Here is a 15,989-nt window from a genome sequence, read left to right as displayed (position 1 = left end):
GGAACTTCGTTACCATTGGGTGACTATTCCTGATGGCCCGCCGCGACATGCGCCGGGCCATCAGAGCGGACGGGGCCAGGCGGTCCGCCGGAACGGACGACGATAGGCGAGCGGTGCGAGGAAAGACAGCAGTAACGATCATCGTGGCAGGGCTCCTGCTGATGCTCCTCGGCATCGGCCAGCGGACCATCTGGGCCCCGGCCGAGACGGTAACCGTCGGCCTCGCCGAGGGGTCCCGGTCGGCCCCTGTCACGGTCATCGAGGCCGGCGCACTGGGAACCGTCGACGGTCCCGTCGAGGTGACGGTCGAGGCCGAGGACCCCTTCGTCCTCGCGGTCGGGAGGTCCTCCGACGTCGAGGCCTGGGTGGGAGACGCCGCCCACCTGAGCGTCACGGGCGCCAGCGAGGACACGCTGTCCTCGGAGTACGCCGACGGCGAGGACACCGTCCCCGACCCGCGCGGCAGCGATCTGTGGATCAGCGAGGAGCCCGGCGACGGCGCGCTGACGTACCGCTGGGAAGAACCCGCGGACGGCGACCTGTCCATCCTGCTCGCCGGCGACGGCGAATCGGCCGCCCCGGCTGACGTCTCCATCACGCGCCCCAATGACACCTCCACGCCGTTCGCCCTGCCGCTCATCATCGGTGGAGCGCTCGTCGTCGTCCTCGGCATCGCGCTCCTCCTCGTCCCGCCGCGCCGCGGCGCGAAGCGGGACTCCGACGCAGTCGGAGGCACCAGGGCCCATGCGCGTATCCACGCCGACGCCGGGAGGCCGGGCGGAGCGTCCTCGATCGCGGCGCCCGGGCCGGTCCTGCTCGTCGCGGGCCTGATCGGCGCCGGTTCACTCGTCGGTATCACTCCGGGGATGGCGACGACGTCGCCGTCGGCCACTGCCACCGCGTCCCCGTCTGCAGCCCCGTCGGCCTCTGCCACCGCATCTCCGTCCGCCGCCGCATCCAGTTCGTCCGCGACGCCGTCGGCTTCTGCCACCGCGTCCCCCTCCGCCACGGCGTCGGCCTCCTCCTCCTCGGCAGGGAGCGAAGCCGGTGGTCCTCCCGTCGTCCTCGCAAGCCAGCTCGAGCGCATCCTCGGCTCCGTCGCAACGACCATCGCCGAGGCCGATGCCGCATCCGACGCCGAGAGCCTGGCCCAGCGGGTCGGCGGTGCGGCACTGGACCTGCGCACGGGTTCCTACGCCGTGCGGGCCAAGGACGCCCAGGCCGCGGCGCCCGCTCCGATCGCCGCCGACCCCGTCCTCCTGGACATGATCCCCGCGGGCGCCGGATGGCCCCGCACGATCGTCGCCCTGACCCAGGGCGACGACAACCCGGTGCCGCAGGCCCTCCTGCTCGTGCAGGCGACCCCGCGCGAGAACTACAAGCTCACCTCGGCGGTCCAGATGCTGCCGGGCAGCACCTTCCCCTCGGCGCCGCCACCCGGGGCCGGAGGCGTTGTGCCGCTGGACGAAGCCGGAGCGCTCACGACGGCGCCGCAGGCTGCCGTCGCCTCCATCGCCGACCTCCTGACGAAGCCGACCGACGCCACGTCCGGGATCTTCGAGGAGAACTCCTTCTCCAAGGCCATCACCGATTTCCAGGCCGGCGTGGTCGCCGATCCCGGCAACAACGCCGCCGACATCACCTTCACGCACACGGCCGACGGCACCCGGACGCAGGCGCTGCCGACCGCTGACGGTGGCGCGATGGTGTTCGGCTATCTCACCCACACCTATTCCAGCGTCCCGAAGGGCGCCGGAGACAGCATCGACCTCAAGGGGACGGTCTACCAGTCGCTGACGGGGAAGGATTCCAGCGAGAAGGGCATCGACGTCAACTACGGCGAGGCCGTCATGATGTACGTTCCCGCCGCCGGGAGCGACGATAAGATCCGGGTCATCGGCGCCGCGCAGCAGTTGCTGGCGGCCGCACTCCGCTGACCCGGCCCCCGCACTCCTGCCTCCGACAGCCAGGCAGCAAGAGAAAGGCAGAGCATTGTCCACACCAGCACAGCGGGGCGGGATGCCGCCGTCGAGCATGAACCTGCGGGGAGCGGTGGACCTGTCCGCGCTCAAGGCGCGCGCAGACGCTGCATCCCGCTCGGCCCCGGCGCGACAGGCCGCGGCGGCACCGAGTCCCTACATCGTCGAGGTGACGGAGCAGACGTTCCCGCAGCTCGTGCAGCTCTCGGCCCAGGTGCCCGTGATCGTGAACCTCCGGGCCGCGTGGAGCGAGCAGTCCAACCAGGTCACCGCCGTCCTCGAGGGTGCGGCCGTGGAGTTCGACGGGCGGATCCTGCTCGCCAACGTGGACCTCGAGGCCCAGCCGCAGATCGCCCAGGCGTTCCAGGCGCAGGGCGTGCCGACCGTCGTCGCCGTCGTCAAGGGCCAGCCGGTGCCCCTGTTCGAGGGCGTCCTGCCCGACCCCCAGATCCGCGCGTACCTGGACGAGCTCATGAAGGTCGCCGAGGCCAACGGCGTGACAGGCACGCTCAACGACGGCTCGGAGCCCGGCCCGGCCGCCGCGGAGGAGCCACCTCTGCCGCCGCTGCACCAGGAGGCCTTCGACGCCATCGAGGCGGGGGACTACGCTACGGCCGTCGCGGCGTATCGGCGCGCCCTCGCGGAGCAGCCCGCCGACGCGGATGCGAAAGCCGGGCTGGCGCAGGTGGAACTCATGGAGCGCGTGCAGGACGCCGACCCCGCAGAGGTCCGCCGGCGGGGCGCCGACGAACCCGACGCCGTCGAGGCACAGCTCGCAGTCGCCGACCTCGACCTGATGGGTGGCCATGTGGAGGACGCGTTCAACCGCATCGTCGCGTTCATCGCACGCACCGCAGGGGACGACAGGGAAGCGGCGCGCAAACGCCTGCTGGAGCTGTTCGACGTCGTCGGCGTCACCGATCCGCGGGTGACCAAGGCCCGCGGCGCCCTCGCCCGCGCACTGTTCTAGGAACCCGCCCAGCCCGTCCGATCCGAAGGACCCCATGACCTCCCCTGTCTCCCCGTCGGGCACCCCCGGCCTCTTCGACCCGATCACGCTCCGATCCCTGGACCTGCCGCACCGGGGATGGGTGGCCGCCATGTGCCAGTACTCCTGCGATCCTGCCGGTGCGGCCGGCGTTCCCACCGACTGGCACCTCGTGCACCTCGGCCAGTTCGCCACCGGGGGCGCGGCACTCATCATCACCGAGGCCGCCGCCGTGAGCCGCGAGGGCATGATCAGCCCGCGCGACGCCGGCATCTACACGCGGGAGCAGGCCGCGGCCTGGCGCCGCATCAACGACTTCATCCATGAGCACAGCGCCGTCGGCACGAAGACTGCGGTGCAGCTGGCACATGCCGGACGGAAGGCGTCGACGTACTGGCCGTTCAGCGGCAGGCACGACTCCGTCCCCGGGTCGGAGGGCGGTTGGCAGACCCTCGGCCCCACCGACGAGGCCTTCGGCCGGTACGCCGCGCCCCGCGCCATGACGGAGGCGGACATCGCCAAGGTCATCGGCGACTTCGGTGCGGCCGCCGCGCTCGCCGTGGAAGCCGGCTTCGACACCATGGAGATCCACGCCGCGCACGGGTACCTGCTGCACCAGTTCCTGTCGCCGCTCGTCAACACGCGCACGGACGGCTGGGGCGGTTCGGAGGAGGCCCGCTTCCGCCTGACGCTCGAGGTGATCCGCGAGATCCGTCGCGTCATCCCGGCCACCATGCCGCTGCTGCTGCGCATCTCGGCATCCGACTGGACCGAGGGCGGCATCGACGGCAGTGTCTCCGCGCGACTCGCCAAGCGCGCGACGGAGGAGGGCGTCGACTTCATCGATGTGTCCTCCGGCGGTGCCGTTCCCGCCGCATCCATCCCCGTGGGTCCGGGCTACCAGGTGGCGCTGGCCGAGGAGGTGCGCTCCTCCGGGGTGCCGACCGGCGCCGTCGGGCTCATCAGCGACCCGGGTCAGGCCGACGCCGTGATCCGCGAGGAGCGGGCCGACGTCGTCCTCATCGCGCGGGCCGCGCTGCGCGATCCCCACTGGTGGAGGCGGGCCGCCCACGAGCTCGGCCACGACCTCGTCCCGGCACCCCAGTACGAACGGGCGGGCGGTTTCTGACGGCCCACTCCTTCTCCTCCTTTGGGATGACGAGTGGCGGAAGCGTGCGTTGCTAGCGTGGCACCATGAGTTCACTCGTGCCACCGCCGACCGATGAGGACAATCCGCAGGCCAGGACCGGCACGGCCGCCCTGAGCATCCGTGGACTCGCCAAGCGTTTCGGCGAGAAGATCGCCGTCGACGGCGTCAGCCTCGAGGTCCCGCCGGGTTCGTTCTACGGGCTCGTCGGTCCGAACGGCGCCGGCAAGACCACCACGCTGTCCATGGCCACGGGCCTGCTGCGTCCCGACTTCGGGCAGGCACTCGTCCACGGGGTGGACGTGTGGGTGCAGCCACTGCAGGCCAAGAAGCTGATGGGGATCCTGCCCGACGGCGTCCGGCTCTTCGACCGCCTCACGGGTGAGCAGCTGGTCACCTACGCGGGGCTGTTGCGCGGCATGGACCGCGAGACCGTGGTCCAGCGCACGGGTGACCTGCTGCGCGCCCTCGATCTCACGAATGACGCCGGCACGCTCGTGGTCGACTACTCGGCAGGCATGACGAAGAAGATCGCCCTCGCGTCCGCCTTGATCCACGCCCCCAAGCTGCTGGTGCTCGACGAACCGTTCGAGTCCGTCGATCCCGTCTCGGCGGCGAACATCCGGGACATCCTGACCGGATACGTGCAGTCCGGGGGATCGGTGATCGTCTCCAGCCATGTCATGGACCTCGTGCAGCGCATGTGCGACCACGTCGCCGTGATCGCGGCGGGCACCGTCCTCGCTGCCGGGACCGTCGACGAGGTCCGGGGCGACGCCACGCTCGAGGATCGTTTCGTCGAGCTCGTCGGCGGCCGGAACACCTCGGAAGGGCTGACGTGGTTGCGCACCTCCTGAGACTCAAGATCCTCCTGCTGCGCAATTCGCTCGGGCGGAGCACCGGGCAGCTCATCGGGGTGATCCTCGGCGGGCTGTACGGACTGGGCGTCCTGGGACTGATCGTGGTGGGCCTCGTGCTGCTCGGCAGCCAGGACCCCGAGCTGATCCGGACCGTCCTCGTGATCGGCGGCTCGGCCACGGTGCTCGGATGGATCGTGATCCCCATCGCGGCCGCCGGCATCGACATGACGCTCGACCCCGCACGCTTCGTGACCTTCGCGATCCCGCGACACGAACTGCTCGCGGGGCTGGTGCTGGGAGGCCTCGTGGGCATCCCCGGGATCGTGACGCTCATCGCCGCGCTGACGCAGGTGCTCACATGGATGCGTTATCCCGCGGCCGCCCTGGCCGCCCTGGTCTGCGCCCTGGTCGCCGTCCTCCTGTGCGTCGTCGCATCGCGCCTCGTCACGACGGCGGTGTCCTCACTGACGGGCTCGCGCCGCTTCAAGGACATCAACGGCATCGTGGCGTTCATCCCGCTGATCTTCCTGGGGCCGATCATCGGGGGAGTGACCGCCGGATTCCAGGGCTCGCCAGGCTTCGCGCGATCCCTGGCCGACGTCCTCGCCTGGACGCCACTCGGCGCCCTCTGGGCGGTGCCGGCGGACGTCGCCATGGGTGATCCCGGGGCGGCGTTGCTGCGGTTCCTGATCGGGGCGGCCACCCTGGTGCTGTTCCTCGTGCTGTGGAGCCGCACCCTCGCCCACGCGCTGGTCACACCTCCCTACAATGCGGTGGCGAAGCGGGCCGGTGGCAACCTCGGCTGGTTCGGCCGGTTCCCCGCGACCCCCGCGGGGGCGGTAGCTGCGAGGGCCCTGACCTACTGGCTCCGCGATCCGCGCTACTCCGCCTCACTCGTGGTGATCCCCTTCGTCGCGGTGCTGCTGTACTTCTCGGGGGGAGCGTCCGGTACGGCCTTCGCCTTCCTCGGTCCCCTCACGGCATTCCTCCTGGCATGGTCCATCTCGGCCGACATCTCCTACGACAACACGGCCTTCAGCCTCCACCTGTCGACCGGGGTCCGCGGTCTCGACGACCGTCTGGGCCGGGCCGCGGCGTTGCTGGTCTTCTCCCTGCCCATCACCCTGGTGTTCACGGTGGTGCCGTTGCTGATCACGGGCCGGCCCGAGGACCTACCGGTGATGCTGGGACTGGCGCTCGGCCTGCTGCTGACCGGTGCAGGGCTGTCGAGCCTCGTATCGGCGCGGTACACGTACAACGTGCCGCTTCCCGGCGAGAGCGCCTTCAAGACGCCGCCGGGCACCAACTTCACAATGTTCACCGTGCAGTTCATCGGCTGGATCGTGATGGTGCTGCTGGCCCTGCCCGAGCTCGTCCTGACGATCGTCTACTTCGTGACCGGGGATGCGCTATTCGGGTGGCTGACACTGCTGGTCGGACTGGTACTCGGAGCGGTCCTGCTCGTGGCGGGCATCCGGGTCGGTGGCCGGTGGTACGACAGCAGGGCGCCGGAACTGCTGCTGGCCGTATCCGCCAACCGCTGACCGGTCCGTCTCCCGAGGAGCGCTTCGGTGGAAGGCTTGTCGCGGCGCTGTTCCTGCCCGTTGCCGGGCTCGTCGCGGCGTTGCCCCTGCCCGTCGAAGGCGCGCGGCGAACCGTAGGTCGAGTCCGAGGACCTGGCAAGACCGGAGCAGGTTTGTGGGCAGTCGCCGATTCCACCTGTGCATAACCGGTGGCAGTCGGAGTGCTTGCCGTTATGCTGGCACCCATTCCGGCTTGGCGGGCGAGGACGATGGGGGAATCACGTGTTTCCTGTGCGTACACTTCAAGGCCGACGTCTCGTGCCGGCTCTGGCAGGTCCAGTCGTCGCGGCAATGGTGCTGACCGGATGCCAGGGCGGTGCCGATCCCTCGGCGTCCCCTACTCCTGAGCCGTCGGTGTCTGCAGCCTCCGCGTCGGCATCCGCGCCCGCTTCGTCCAGCCCCGCGCCGTCGCCCGCGTCTTCGGCGGGGCCCGCTGCGAACATCCCGGTACCGGTGAAGCCACCGTTGGCCGACGAGAACTCGGCCGAGGGGCTGGAGGCGTTCACCGAGTACTGGTTCGAACTGTTCTCGTACGGATACGAGACCAACGACTGGGCGCTATTTACGCCTTTAACTGACCCTGGTTGCCGCACTTGTGTGAATCTGACAACCCAAGTCAAAGACCACTTTGAGCAAGGCGGTTGGATTGAAGGGGGAGCAATTACGCTCAACTCCTCGCAAATTACATTCGAGAAAAACACTGCTGGTTCGATCAACTCATTCATTGACATCGCGCAATCAGAGATCGTCTACTTTGACTCGAAAGGATTAGAGGTAAAGCGCACTCCCCCCACTGCAACGATGGTCGGCGTAACAATCGCGCTCTGGGAGGACGATCATTGGATCATGCTTGACTTCGGTTCGCCCGAAGGATCGTGAGATGAAACATTCACCCCAACCGCTAGTGCTGCTGCTAATTTTGCTATTTGCCATCGATGTAACGGGCAATGCTTCAGCCGTAGCAGCCGAGAATGAGCCCTCCGCTGGGATTTCAGAGAACGGCTGGGTGAACGCGGCTAACACCGTCAGGAAAGTAGTCAAATCAGGTGCTTCTGGGGTACGACCTGATCGAGAGGTGGAGCCACCGCCGACTGCACCGGCGGCTTTGCCGGTGGATGACGGCATTGAGTACACCTACGAGCGAGCGTGTACCGCAGGTGCTGGTGAGGCCCTGGATCCTGCGACGTGTCCACGGGTCGATGCCGTGTGTGCCGCCCAGGAGGGTGGCACCCTGGTGAACTGGATCGCCATCGATACGCGGGTGCAACCGGCAACCCGGACGCCCACGGGTAGGACTTCCTGCATGTATCCCGGCGAGCCGCCGGTCGCGCCCGTGGAGGCCGGATTCGTGCCCGCGGAAGTGCCGGTGGTGATCACGGTGGAGGAGTTCCAGAAGCAGCCGGTGCTTGCGGCGACGGTCCTGTCGCAGCCCGCGAATTTCGGGCTGCGCAACGCGCACTCGAACTTGTGGGCTCAGGCTGCGGAGCAGGAGTTCGCGTTCGAGTTCCAGGACGCCGATGTCGTGCTCATGGCCCGTCCGGTCGCGTATCTGTGGGAGTACGGCGATGGCACGACCGTACGCACCACCAGCCCTGGCGGTCCGGTGCCGGGCAATGGGTTCGATACGCAGACGCCGACGAGTCACCGGTACGCCAAGACGGGGGACTTCCAGGTAACAGTGACCACGTTCTTCGCCGGGGATTATTCGGTCGACGGCGGGCCTTTCCAGCCGGTCGCCGGAGAGGCCGCCGTGGTCTCGGCGCCGCATCTCATGAGTATCTGGCGCACGCAGGGACATCAGGTGAGCCAGGACTGCCTGGAGAACCCCACCGGGATCGGCTGCCAGCCGCCTACCCGCTGAGTGGTTGCCGGTGATGACCGCTGGCCGACGGCTACAGGTGGTTGCCGGCAGGGATCAGAACGGCGGGGGTACGGGGTCGCTGGTGTAGACGCGGCCGGTGGGTGAGATGGCGGTGAGTCGACCGGATGGTTGTCGGTCTCGGGTGTCCTGTGTGCCGAGGGCGTTCTGACCGGCAGGAGTGTTCCCGGTGTCCAGCGCATCCCGGGGATCCTGGGTGTAGCGCCAGATGCCTTCGCTCTTGAGCTTGTGGTGCTTGCGGCACAGGTGCGCAAGATTGTCATAGCTGGTGGGTCCGCCATGGGACCAGGGCACGGTGTGGTCGAGTTCGCAGCGGGAGGCCGGGATGGTGCAGCCGGGGTGGCGGCAGGTTTGATCGCGGACCCGGAGCCAGGCCTTCAAGTCCGCAGGGACGCTGTAGGTGGTGCGGCCGACGCTGAGCACGGCCCCGGTTTCGGGATGGGTGAGCAGGCGTGTGAACGAGGGCGCGTGGGCTGCCAGCCGCCGGGCGATATCGGCGGGAATGGGTCCGTAGCCTTCGAGATCGGCCGGGGCGTCGTCCACGCCGAGCAGCGTCAGCACCGGGACGGTGACATTGACGTGGGCCCTGATCCTTCCAGCCCCGGCTGCCACCCCAGCACAGGCCCCGGAGCTGGCGCCCGTACTCGCACTACCCGCATCCGCACCAGCCCCCGTGTCCGACCCGGTCCCGGCACCAGCGCCCTGGCAGGCGGTGGTGCCGGGGCGGCCGTCTCCGGAGATCAGCAGGTCGGTGAGGACATCGGCGCGTAGCTGGGGCAGGGTGCGGTGCTCGGTGGGAGTCTGCAGCGTACGGGCGGTCAGGTTCAGGCGGGTGTCGATGGCGGTGGCATCGGTGGCGGACAGGTACACGTGCAGCCAGGCCATCGCGTCGTGATCGGGTTCGATGTCCACGCGGCGACGGGATGCGGCGGTGGCAGCCCGGTCGAGGAGGGGCTCGGGGTCCAGCCGCGTGCGTAGTGAGCGTGCCCTGGCGGACAGGCGGCTGGGGGTGGTGTCCGCGGCCAGTGGGAGGAGTTGATCCTCGAGCAGGGCGGCCGCGCCTGCGGGCAGCCCCTCGCATTCGTGCACGACGGTGGTCGCATGTGCCCAGGAGATGGTTCCCTCGCGGAGGGCCTGGAGGGTTCTCGGCTGGTAGTTGACCAGGACCGCGGAGTATTGCACGAGGCGATGAGCGGCTCGTTCGGAGATCCGCAGCAGACATGCCAGCTCGGTTGCGGCGGTCGTATCCGCCAGATTCGTGCGGCGTCGCCTGGTGCCGTGCTGATCGGATTGTCGACCGGATTCCCCACCGGATTGCGCGCCGGACTGGTAATCGAAGAACTGGTCTTCGAGAAGTACACGCAGTTCCTCGGTGGCGGCTGCCATATCGGCGTCGATGCGGGCTTTCTCGGCGTTGAGGGACAGTATGCGTGCGTCGATCCGCTCGCATTCCGTCCGATACTCGGCACCCGTTCTCATGCCTCCATCATCGACCCCGCCACCGACACTATCGGGGGCCTTACGAATGCAATCCAGGAGGCGAGTTGAAGTAATTCGTTGAGTCGATGCGGGATATTCCGGAGAAAGGAATTGGATACTCAGAACTTCCGCCGGGGGCCCTGCGCGGACGGGCGATAGACTGGGGTCATGACTATGCCTGCAGATCCCTTCGCCAACGATCCCCTCGACCCCGGCACCGGCGGCTCCACGGCAACCATCGAACGGGAGGAAGTGCGTCAGGAGGTCGAGCCCGGTGACGCCGAGCGCTTCGCGCACTACGTGCGCAAGGAGAAGATCATGGAGTCGGCCTTCACCGGCGAGCCCGTGATCGCCCTCTGCGGCAAGGTGTGGACACCGGGCCGCGACCCGGAGAAATTCCCCGTGTGCCCCGAATGCAAAGAGATCTACAACGGCCTGCGTCCGGGCAACGACGACCCCAAGAGCTGACAACCGGGCAGTAGCACGCCCGACCGCGGGAGCATGCGCCCCAGGGGTCCGTTGCAGGTCCTGGAGCTCCACAGGGTGAAGGGCTGGTTCATGTCATGCCGATCTGCGCGAGGCACATGGCCATCCGACACGTCGGCACAGTCGCACCCCTCGGGGTGGCTCGGTGCGCCGCTGACCGAGGAACACCGGCGAGCCACGGCCACGCCGGCCACGCATGAGCAGACCCCAGTAGAACACCAGGTGCCATGAGCAAGACCGCCAGAACGGCCACGAAGAAGTCAGCCGGCGTGATGACGCCCGAGCTGCGCCCCCTCACCATCGGCATCCTCGCGATCATCACCTGCGCGGCCTTCGAGGCGATGGCCGTCATCACCGCAATGCCCTCCGTGGCCCGTGAGCTCTCCGGCGAAGCGAGCTACGGCCTCGCGTTCTCCATGTACCTGACGGCATCCCTGCTGGGCACCGTCGTCGCCGGCTCGTGGTGCGACCGCAAGGGTCCCCGGCCCGCGCTCGCCGTCGGGATGACCCTCATGATCCTCGGCCTGCTGGTGGCGGGAGTGGCGTCCGACTTCTGGCTCGTCACGGTGGGCCGTGCGGTGTCCGGACTGGGCGGTGGCGCCATGATCGTGGCGGTGTACGTCGTCATCGGGCGCTCCTTCCCGCAGCGGGCCCAGCCGGTGGTGTTCGGCTGGCTCGCCGCCGCATGGGTGCTGCCGGCCCTGATCGGACCGGTGGTCGCGGGTTTCGTCACGCAGCAGTTCGGATGGCGCTGGGTGTTCCTCGGTGCCGCGCCCGTGGTCCTCGCCGCCGTCGTGATCGTATGGCCCAAGACGAGGGAGCTCGGGCCGCTGGATTCGAACGAGGCCGGTTCGGCGAGAGCGCGGGTCCTGCGCGGCCTCGCCCTGGCCGGTGGCGTCTTCGTGGCCCAATGGGCGGTGGTCCGGCTCGCCGACACGCAGGATCCCGACGCCGGGACCGTCACCGGGCTCGCCCTCCTGGCCGCGGCCGGCGTCGTGGTCGCCCTGTTCGTCCTGCCGGCACTCCTGCCCAAGGGCACCCTGGTCCTCGGCCGCGGGCTACCGAGCATCATCGCGACACGCGGCCTTGTGAATGTGGCCTTCTTCGGTACCGAGGCCTTCATCCCGCTCATGCTGGCGAGTTCGCGGGAGATCGACCCCGGGACCGCCGGCCTCACCCTGAGTGCCGGCGCACTCGGCTGGAGCGCCGGGTCCTACGTCCAGGCGCGTGTGACGTTCAAGCGGCAGTGGCTGCTCGTCGCCGGCTCCTCGATCCTCTCGCTCTCGCTCGGCGGCTTCGCCCTTGCGACGGCGGTCGAAGCGCCACTGTGGGTGCTCGCCGTGGTGTGGGGACTCTCGGGTTTCGCCATGGGGATGACGCTGTCGAGCACGTCGGTGCTGGTGCTGAAACTGTCGCCGACCACCGAGCAGGGGCGCAACTCGGCCGCCCTGCAGATCTCCGACCAGCTGGGCGGGGTCGCCGGAACGGCCGGTGCCGGTGCCCTGTTCGCGCTCCTGCGCGATCCCGCCGATCCGGGACACGTGCCCACGTTCGTTGCGATCTGGCTCGCTCTGTGGGTGTTCACGGCAGCAGGTATAGTTTCGGGTCTGAGAGGGGCCAGGTCATCCGATGAAGGCCCCGGCCTCACCCCCAGCAAGTCAATGGAAGGTACTGTCCCGGCGTGAGTAGTGACACCCTGTTCGGTGCCGGCGCAGCCCTGCCCCCCGCATATCCGGAGCGCGCAGCCTGGGGGACCGCCCCCAAGCTGCGCCAGTGGCAGAGCGAAGCGCTGGAGAAGTATTTCCGGGAGTCCCCGAGCGATTTCCTCGCGGTGGCCACCCCGGGTGCCGGCAAGACGACCTTCGCCCTCCGGGTGGCGACCGAGCTCGTCGATCGCGGCGTCATCAACCGCATCACGATCGTCGCGCCCACCGACCACCTCAAGCGCCAGTGGGCGGACGCGGCCGCGAAGGTGGGCCTTGCGATCGACCCCAACTTCAAGAACGCCGACGGTCGCCACGGCGGTGCGTTCATCGGCGTGGCCGTGACCTACGCCCAGGTGGCCAGCAAGCCGATGCTGCACCGCGCGAAGACGGAGGCCGCCCGCACCCTCGTGATCCTCGACGAGATCCACCACGGCGGCGACGCTCTCTCGTGGGGCGACGGCATCCGCGAGGCCTTCGAACCCGCGGCACGCCGCCTCGCGCTCACAGGGACGCCCTTCCGCTCGGACACCGCGGCCATCCCCTTCGTCGAGTACGCCGAGGACCGCGACGGGATCCGCCGTTCACGCGCCGACTACACCTACGGCTACGGCCAGGCCCTCCGCGACCACGTGGTCCGGCCCGTCATGTTCATGGCGTACTCCGGCCAGATGCGCTGGCGCACCAGCGGTGGGGAGGAGATGGCGGCATCGCTGGGTGAGGCCGCGGTGACGAAGGACATCACGGCCCAGGCCTGGCGGACGGCACTCAACCCGGCCGGCGAGTGGATCCCCGCGGTCCTCGCCGCCGCCGACAAGCGCCTCACCGAGGTGCGCCGCACCGTGCACGACGCCGGGGGCCTCGTCATCGCGACGGACCACGACGACGCCCGCGCCTATGCGGGCCAGCTCAAGCGCATCACGGGGGAGTCCCCGACGGTGATCCTGTCCGACGACGCGAAGGCCTCCTCGAAGATCGAGGAGTTCTCCGCAGGGGACAAGCGCTGGATGGTGGCGGTGCGCATGGTGTCCGAGGGCGTGGACGTCCCGCGCCTCGCCGTCGGCGTCTACGCGACGTCCACCGCGACCCCGCTGTTCTTCGCCCAGGCCGTCGGACGCTACGTTCGTGCCCGACGGCGTGGCGAGACGGCGTCGATCTTCCTGCCGTCCGTGCCGAACCTCATGGCCCTGGCGAACCAGCTCGAACTCGAACGCGACCACGCCCTCGACCGCCCGGAGAAGGACGACGAGGGGTTCGGCCTCGAGGACGCGCTGATGGAGGCTGCGAACCGCGAGGACAAGGCGTCGGATTCGCTGACCAAGCAGAAGTTCGAGGCGCTCGAGTCACAGGCGTCCTTCGACCGCGTCCTGTTCGACGGCGGCGAGTTCGGGACCGGTGGTGAGATGGGTAGCGACGAAGAACTCGACTTCCTCGGCATCCCCGGGCTGCTCGACGCCGACCAGGTGGGCCAGCTCCTGCGCCAGCGCCAGCAGGAGCAGCAGTCACGCCGCAAGACACGCCCGACGGCGGCCGCGGCCGCCGAGCCGCTCGTGGTGGACCACCGGCAGCTCACCGAACTGCGTGGGCAACTCGCGAAGAACGTCTCGGCGTGGGCCGCCCGGACGGGCATGCCCCACGGCCAGGTGCACACAGAGCTGCGCCGGCAGTGCGGCGGCCCGGCCGTGGCCCAGGCCGACGAGGACCAGCTCCAGCGCCGCCTGCAGAAGCTGCAGGACTGGTTCATCGGCAAGAAGTAGCGCTGCGCGGACACAGAACGAGGGCCGGGCTGGACGTACCAGCCCGGCCCTCGTGCATCCGGTTCTAGCGCACCAGTTCGATGCCTGCGGCCTCGAGTTCGTCCAGGGTCTGCTCCGACCTGTCCTCGTGCACGCCCCGCGTGAGGTCGGTGAGCACGGACACCGCGTACCCCGCCTGGAGTGCGTCGAGCGCGGTGGCCCGCACGCAGTAGTCGGTGGCGAGCCCGGCGATCACGACGTCGTCCACCTCGTGGTCCTGCAGCCAGTCGTCGAGGGTCATCGGGTCCTCGTCGGGGTCGACCGCCCCGCCGCCGAGTTTCTGCTCACCCGTGGGCACTTCGTCGTCGGGCGCCTTGACACCCTCGAAGCCCGAGTACGCGGCCTCGAACTGCCCCTTGCGGAACACGGCGTCGATGCTCTCGGTGTCGAGGTCCCGGTGGAAGTCGGATCCCTTGGTGTCGGCGACGCAGTGGACAGGCCAGGAGTCCACGAAGTCGGGGTCCTCGGAGAAATGCGCCCCCGGATCGATGTGCCAGTCCTGCGTCGCGACGACGTAGTCGTAGGAGCCGGCCTGCTCATCGATGTGGTCGCTGATCGCGGCTGCGACCTGCGCGCCACCCTGCACGGCGAGGGACCCGCCCTCGCAGAAATCGTTCTGCACATCCACGATGATCAGTGCTCGCGTCACGGTGCTGCCTCCTCGTACTCGGTGGGTATGACGGGTTCGCCGCGCTGCAGGCGCCGGACGGCTCCGGGCAGCTCGGCGATGGAACGGGCGTGCTGCCCGGCGGCCCGCAGGACCGCCTCGGGCCCGGTCCAGCCGGGCAGGACGACGCCGTCGCGCACGAACTGCTGCATCAGCGGGCGGTCGTCGCCGTCGTCGCCGGGCGTGATCCCGATGCCCACGATCTCCGCCTGGGCCACCCCGTGCTCGTCGCGGCGGCGCAGGGCGTGCTTGAGTCCGCCGACGGACGCCTTGTTCTTCGCGGCCTTCGCCACGGGGACGAACGCGCCGGAGTCGTCCTGCCGGCTCACGAGCTTGTAGACCATGCCCGCCGTCGGCGCACCGGAGCCGGTGACCAGCGACGTGCCGATACCGTAGGAATCGACCGGGGCCGAGGCGAGGAGGCCGATGGCGAACTCGTCGAGGTCGGACGTCACCACGATCCTGGTGGTGTGGTTGCCGAGGTCGTCGAGGAGCTGCCGCACCCAGCGGGCCTGCGCCACGAGGTCGCCGGAGTCCAGGCGGACGGCGCCGAGCTCGGGGCCGGCCACCTCCACGGCCGTGCGGACGCCCTGCTCGACGTCGTAGGTGTCCACGAGGAGCGAGGTGCCCCGTCCCAGGGCTGCGACCTGCGCCTCGAACGCGGCGCGTTCGGAGTCGTGGAGGAGCGTGAAGGAGTGCGCGGCGGTGCCGACGGTCGGCAGGCCGTACCGGCGGCCGGCCTCGAGGTTGGAGGTGCTCGCGAAGCCACCGATGATCGCGGCACGCGCGCAGGCGACGGCGGCCTCCTCGTGCGTGCGGCGCGAACCCATCTCGATGCACGGGCGCCCGGCGGCCGCACCGGTCATACGCGAGGCCGCGGAGGCTATGGCGCTGTCGTGGTTGAGGATCGACAGCACGAGCGTCTCGAGGATGCAGGCCTCGGCGAAGGTGGACTCCACCGTCAGGATCGGCGAGTTTGGGAAGTACGCCTCGCCCTCCGCGTAGCCCGAGATGGAACCCGTGAACCGGAAGTCCGCCAGCCAGGAGAGGGTGGTGTCGTCGACGATGCGGTGGTCGCTGAGGAACGCCAGCTGCGCGTCGTCGAACCGGAAGGTCGCCAGCGCCTCGAGCAGGCGCCCCGTCCCGGCGACGACGCCGTACCGCCGCCCGGCCGGGAGCCGGCGGGCGAAGGCCTCGAACACGGAGCGGCGATGTGCCGCCCCCGAGTGCAGGGAGGCCTGCAGCATCGTGAGCTCGTACTGGTCGGTGAAGAGCGCACTGTTCGGCATGGTCGTGGCGGGAGGCGCCGCACCGGCGGCGGGCGGTTCGGTGGGGGCATTGATCACCCTTGAAACGATAGCGGGGCGCCCGGGGTGTGAGTACCCGGACAGCGGGCAGTGGGGATGCGACCTAGAATGAGGG

General features: G+C 69.4%; 14 protein-coding genes. 11 read left to right on the top strand and 3 right to left on the bottom strand.

What is annotated here, in order from left to right; genetic code table 11:
- The first annotated feature begins 113 nt into the window (after nucleotides 1-113).
- The 7 genes from CI785_RS04930 to CI785_RS04905 all read left to right on the top strand — a co-directional run bounded on the left by CI785_RS04930 (nucleotide 114) and on the right by CI785_RS04905 (nucleotide 8,418).
- The gene (locus CI785_RS04930; protein ID WP_157940163.1) at nucleotides 114-1,937 is read left to right on the top strand and encodes a DUF8094 domain-containing protein; all 1,824 of its coding nucleotides are present in this window, start codon (nucleotides 114-116) and stop codon (nucleotides 1,935-1,937) included.
- Between the two features lie 55 nt (nucleotides 1,938-1,992).
- Nucleotides 1,993-2,949, top strand: coding sequence for a tetratricopeptide repeat protein (locus tag CI785_RS04925; RefSeq protein ID WP_105030968.1), 957 nt, complete (start codon nucleotides 1,993-1,995; stop codon nucleotides 2,947-2,949).
- Nucleotides 2,950-2,983: 34 nt separating this feature from the next.
- Nucleotides 2,984-4,096, top strand: coding sequence for an NADH:flavin oxidoreductase/NADH oxidase (locus CI785_RS04920; RefSeq protein ID WP_105030967.1), 1,113 nt, complete (start codon nucleotides 2,984-2,986; stop codon nucleotides 4,094-4,096).
- 65 nt (nucleotides 4,097-4,161) lie between these two features.
- Complete coding sequence (locus CI785_RS04915) at nucleotides 4,162-4,971, top strand: ABC transporter ATP-binding protein (protein ID WP_240615004.1); 810 nt, start codon at nucleotides 4,162-4,164, stop codon at nucleotides 4,969-4,971.
- Nucleotides 4,953-6,518, top strand: a complete 1,566-nt coding sequence (locus tag CI785_RS04910; protein ID WP_105030965.1) for a transporter — start codon at nucleotides 4,953-4,955, stop codon at nucleotides 6,516-6,518. Before CI785_RS04915 ends, CI785_RS04910 begins: the two co-directional genes overlap by 19 nt.
- Before the next feature lie 330 nt (nucleotides 6,519-6,848).
- Nucleotides 6,849-7,436: a DUF6318 family protein gene (locus CI785_RS16990; RefSeq protein ID WP_276308006.1), complete on the top strand. Its 588-nt coding sequence runs from the start codon at nucleotides 6,849-6,851 to the stop codon at nucleotides 7,434-7,436.
- A gap of 424 nt (nucleotides 7,437-7,860) precedes the next feature.
- Entirely contained in the window at nucleotides 7,861-8,418 is a 558-nt protein-coding gene (locus CI785_RS04905) for a PKD domain-containing protein (protein ID WP_105030964.1), read from the top strand.
- 54 nt (nucleotides 8,419-8,472) lie between these two features.
- On the opposite strand, the gene CI785_RS04900 is transcribed toward CI785_RS04905, so the two are convergent.
- Nucleotides 8,473-9,645: an HNH endonuclease gene (locus CI785_RS04900; RefSeq protein WP_240615018.1), complete on the bottom strand. Its 1,173-nt coding sequence runs from the start codon at nucleotides 9,643-9,645 to the stop codon at nucleotides 8,473-8,475.
- Between CI785_RS04900 and CI785_RS17455 the strand changes: the two genes are divergently transcribed.
- The 4 genes from CI785_RS17455 to CI785_RS04885 all read left to right on the top strand — a co-directional run bounded on the left by CI785_RS17455 (nucleotide 9,625) and on the right by CI785_RS04885 (nucleotide 13,861).
- Nucleotides 9,625-9,984, top strand: a complete 360-nt coding sequence (locus tag CI785_RS17455) for a hypothetical protein (RefSeq protein WP_240615020.1) — start codon at nucleotides 9,625-9,627, stop codon at nucleotides 9,982-9,984. The two genes, CI785_RS04900 and CI785_RS17455, sit on opposite strands and share 21 nt — an antisense overlap.
- A 99-nt stretch (nucleotides 9,985-10,083) precedes the next feature.
- Nucleotides 10,084-10,383 carry a DUF3039 domain-containing protein gene (locus CI785_RS04895; RefSeq protein WP_105030962.1) on the top strand — a complete coding sequence of 100 codons (300 nt, stop codon included), beginning with the start codon at nucleotides 10,084-10,086 and terminating at the stop codon, nucleotides 10,381-10,383.
- Nucleotides 10,384-10,628: 245 nt separating this feature from the next.
- Nucleotides 10,629-12,086 (top strand): MFS transporter, encoded by a 1,458-nt coding sequence (locus tag CI785_RS04890; RefSeq protein ID WP_105030961.1) that lies wholly within the window; start codon nucleotides 10,629-10,631, stop codon nucleotides 12,084-12,086.
- Entirely contained in the window at nucleotides 12,083-13,861 is a 1,779-nt protein-coding gene (locus CI785_RS04885; protein WP_105030960.1) for a DEAD/DEAH box helicase, read from the top strand. Before CI785_RS04890 ends, CI785_RS04885 begins: the two co-directional genes overlap by 4 nt.
- A 64-nt stretch (nucleotides 13,862-13,925) precedes the next feature.
- On the opposite strand, the gene CI785_RS04880 is transcribed toward CI785_RS04885, so the two are convergent.
- Together CI785_RS04880 and CI785_RS04875 are read right to left on the bottom strand one after the other, a co-directional pair.
- Nucleotides 13,926-14,549 carry an isochorismatase family protein gene (locus CI785_RS04880; protein WP_105030959.1) on the bottom strand — a complete coding sequence of 208 codons (624 nt, stop codon included), beginning with the start codon at nucleotides 14,547-14,549 and terminating at the stop codon, nucleotides 13,926-13,928.
- Entirely contained in the window at nucleotides 14,546-15,856 is a 1,311-nt protein-coding gene (locus CI785_RS04875; RefSeq protein WP_105031022.1) for a nicotinate phosphoribosyltransferase, read from the bottom strand. Before CI785_RS04875 ends, CI785_RS04880 begins: the two co-directional genes overlap by 4 nt.
- Nucleotides 15,857-15,989: the final 133 nt, after the last annotated feature.

This window comes from Arthrobacter ruber (assembly GCF_002954225.1).
Classification (GTDB): domain Bacteria; phylum Actinomycetota; class Actinomycetes; order Actinomycetales; family Micrococcaceae; genus Arthrobacter_D; species Arthrobacter_D ruber.
This window is presented reverse-complemented; position numbering and strand designations above follow the sequence as displayed.

What these genes read in the sequence shown, in the direction of transcription:
- CI785_RS04915 (WP_240615004.1), top strand. Translation starts at nt 4,162, where the DNA reads ATGAGTTCACTCGTGCCACCGCCGACCGATGAGGACAATCCGCAGGCC.
- CI785_RS04875 (WP_105031022.1), bottom strand. Translation starts at nt 15,856, where the DNA reads ATGCCGAACAGTGCGCTCTTCACCGACCAGTACGAGCTCACGATGCTG.
- CI785_RS04905 (WP_105030964.1), top strand. Translation starts at nt 7,861, where the DNA reads ATGTATCCCGGCGAGCCGCCGGTCGCGCCCGTGGAGGCCGGATTCGTG.
- CI785_RS04890 (WP_105030961.1), top strand. Translation starts at nt 10,629, where the DNA reads ATGAGCAAGACCGCCAGAACGGCCACGAAGAAGTCAGCCGGCGTGATG.
- CI785_RS16990 (WP_276308006.1), top strand. Translation starts at nt 6,849, where the DNA reads ATGGTGCTGACCGGATGCCAGGGCGGTGCCGATCCCTCGGCGTCCCCT.
- CI785_RS04920 (WP_105030967.1), top strand. Translation starts at nt 2,984, where the DNA reads ATGACCTCCCCTGTCTCCCCGTCGGGCACCCCCGGCCTCTTCGACCCG.
- CI785_RS04895 (WP_105030962.1), top strand. Translation starts at nt 10,084, where the DNA reads ATGACTATGCCTGCAGATCCCTTCGCCAACGATCCCCTCGACCCCGGC.
- CI785_RS17455 (WP_240615020.1), top strand. Translation starts at nt 9,625, where the DNA reads ATGAGCGGCTCGTTCGGAGATCCGCAGCAGACATGCCAGCTCGGTTGC.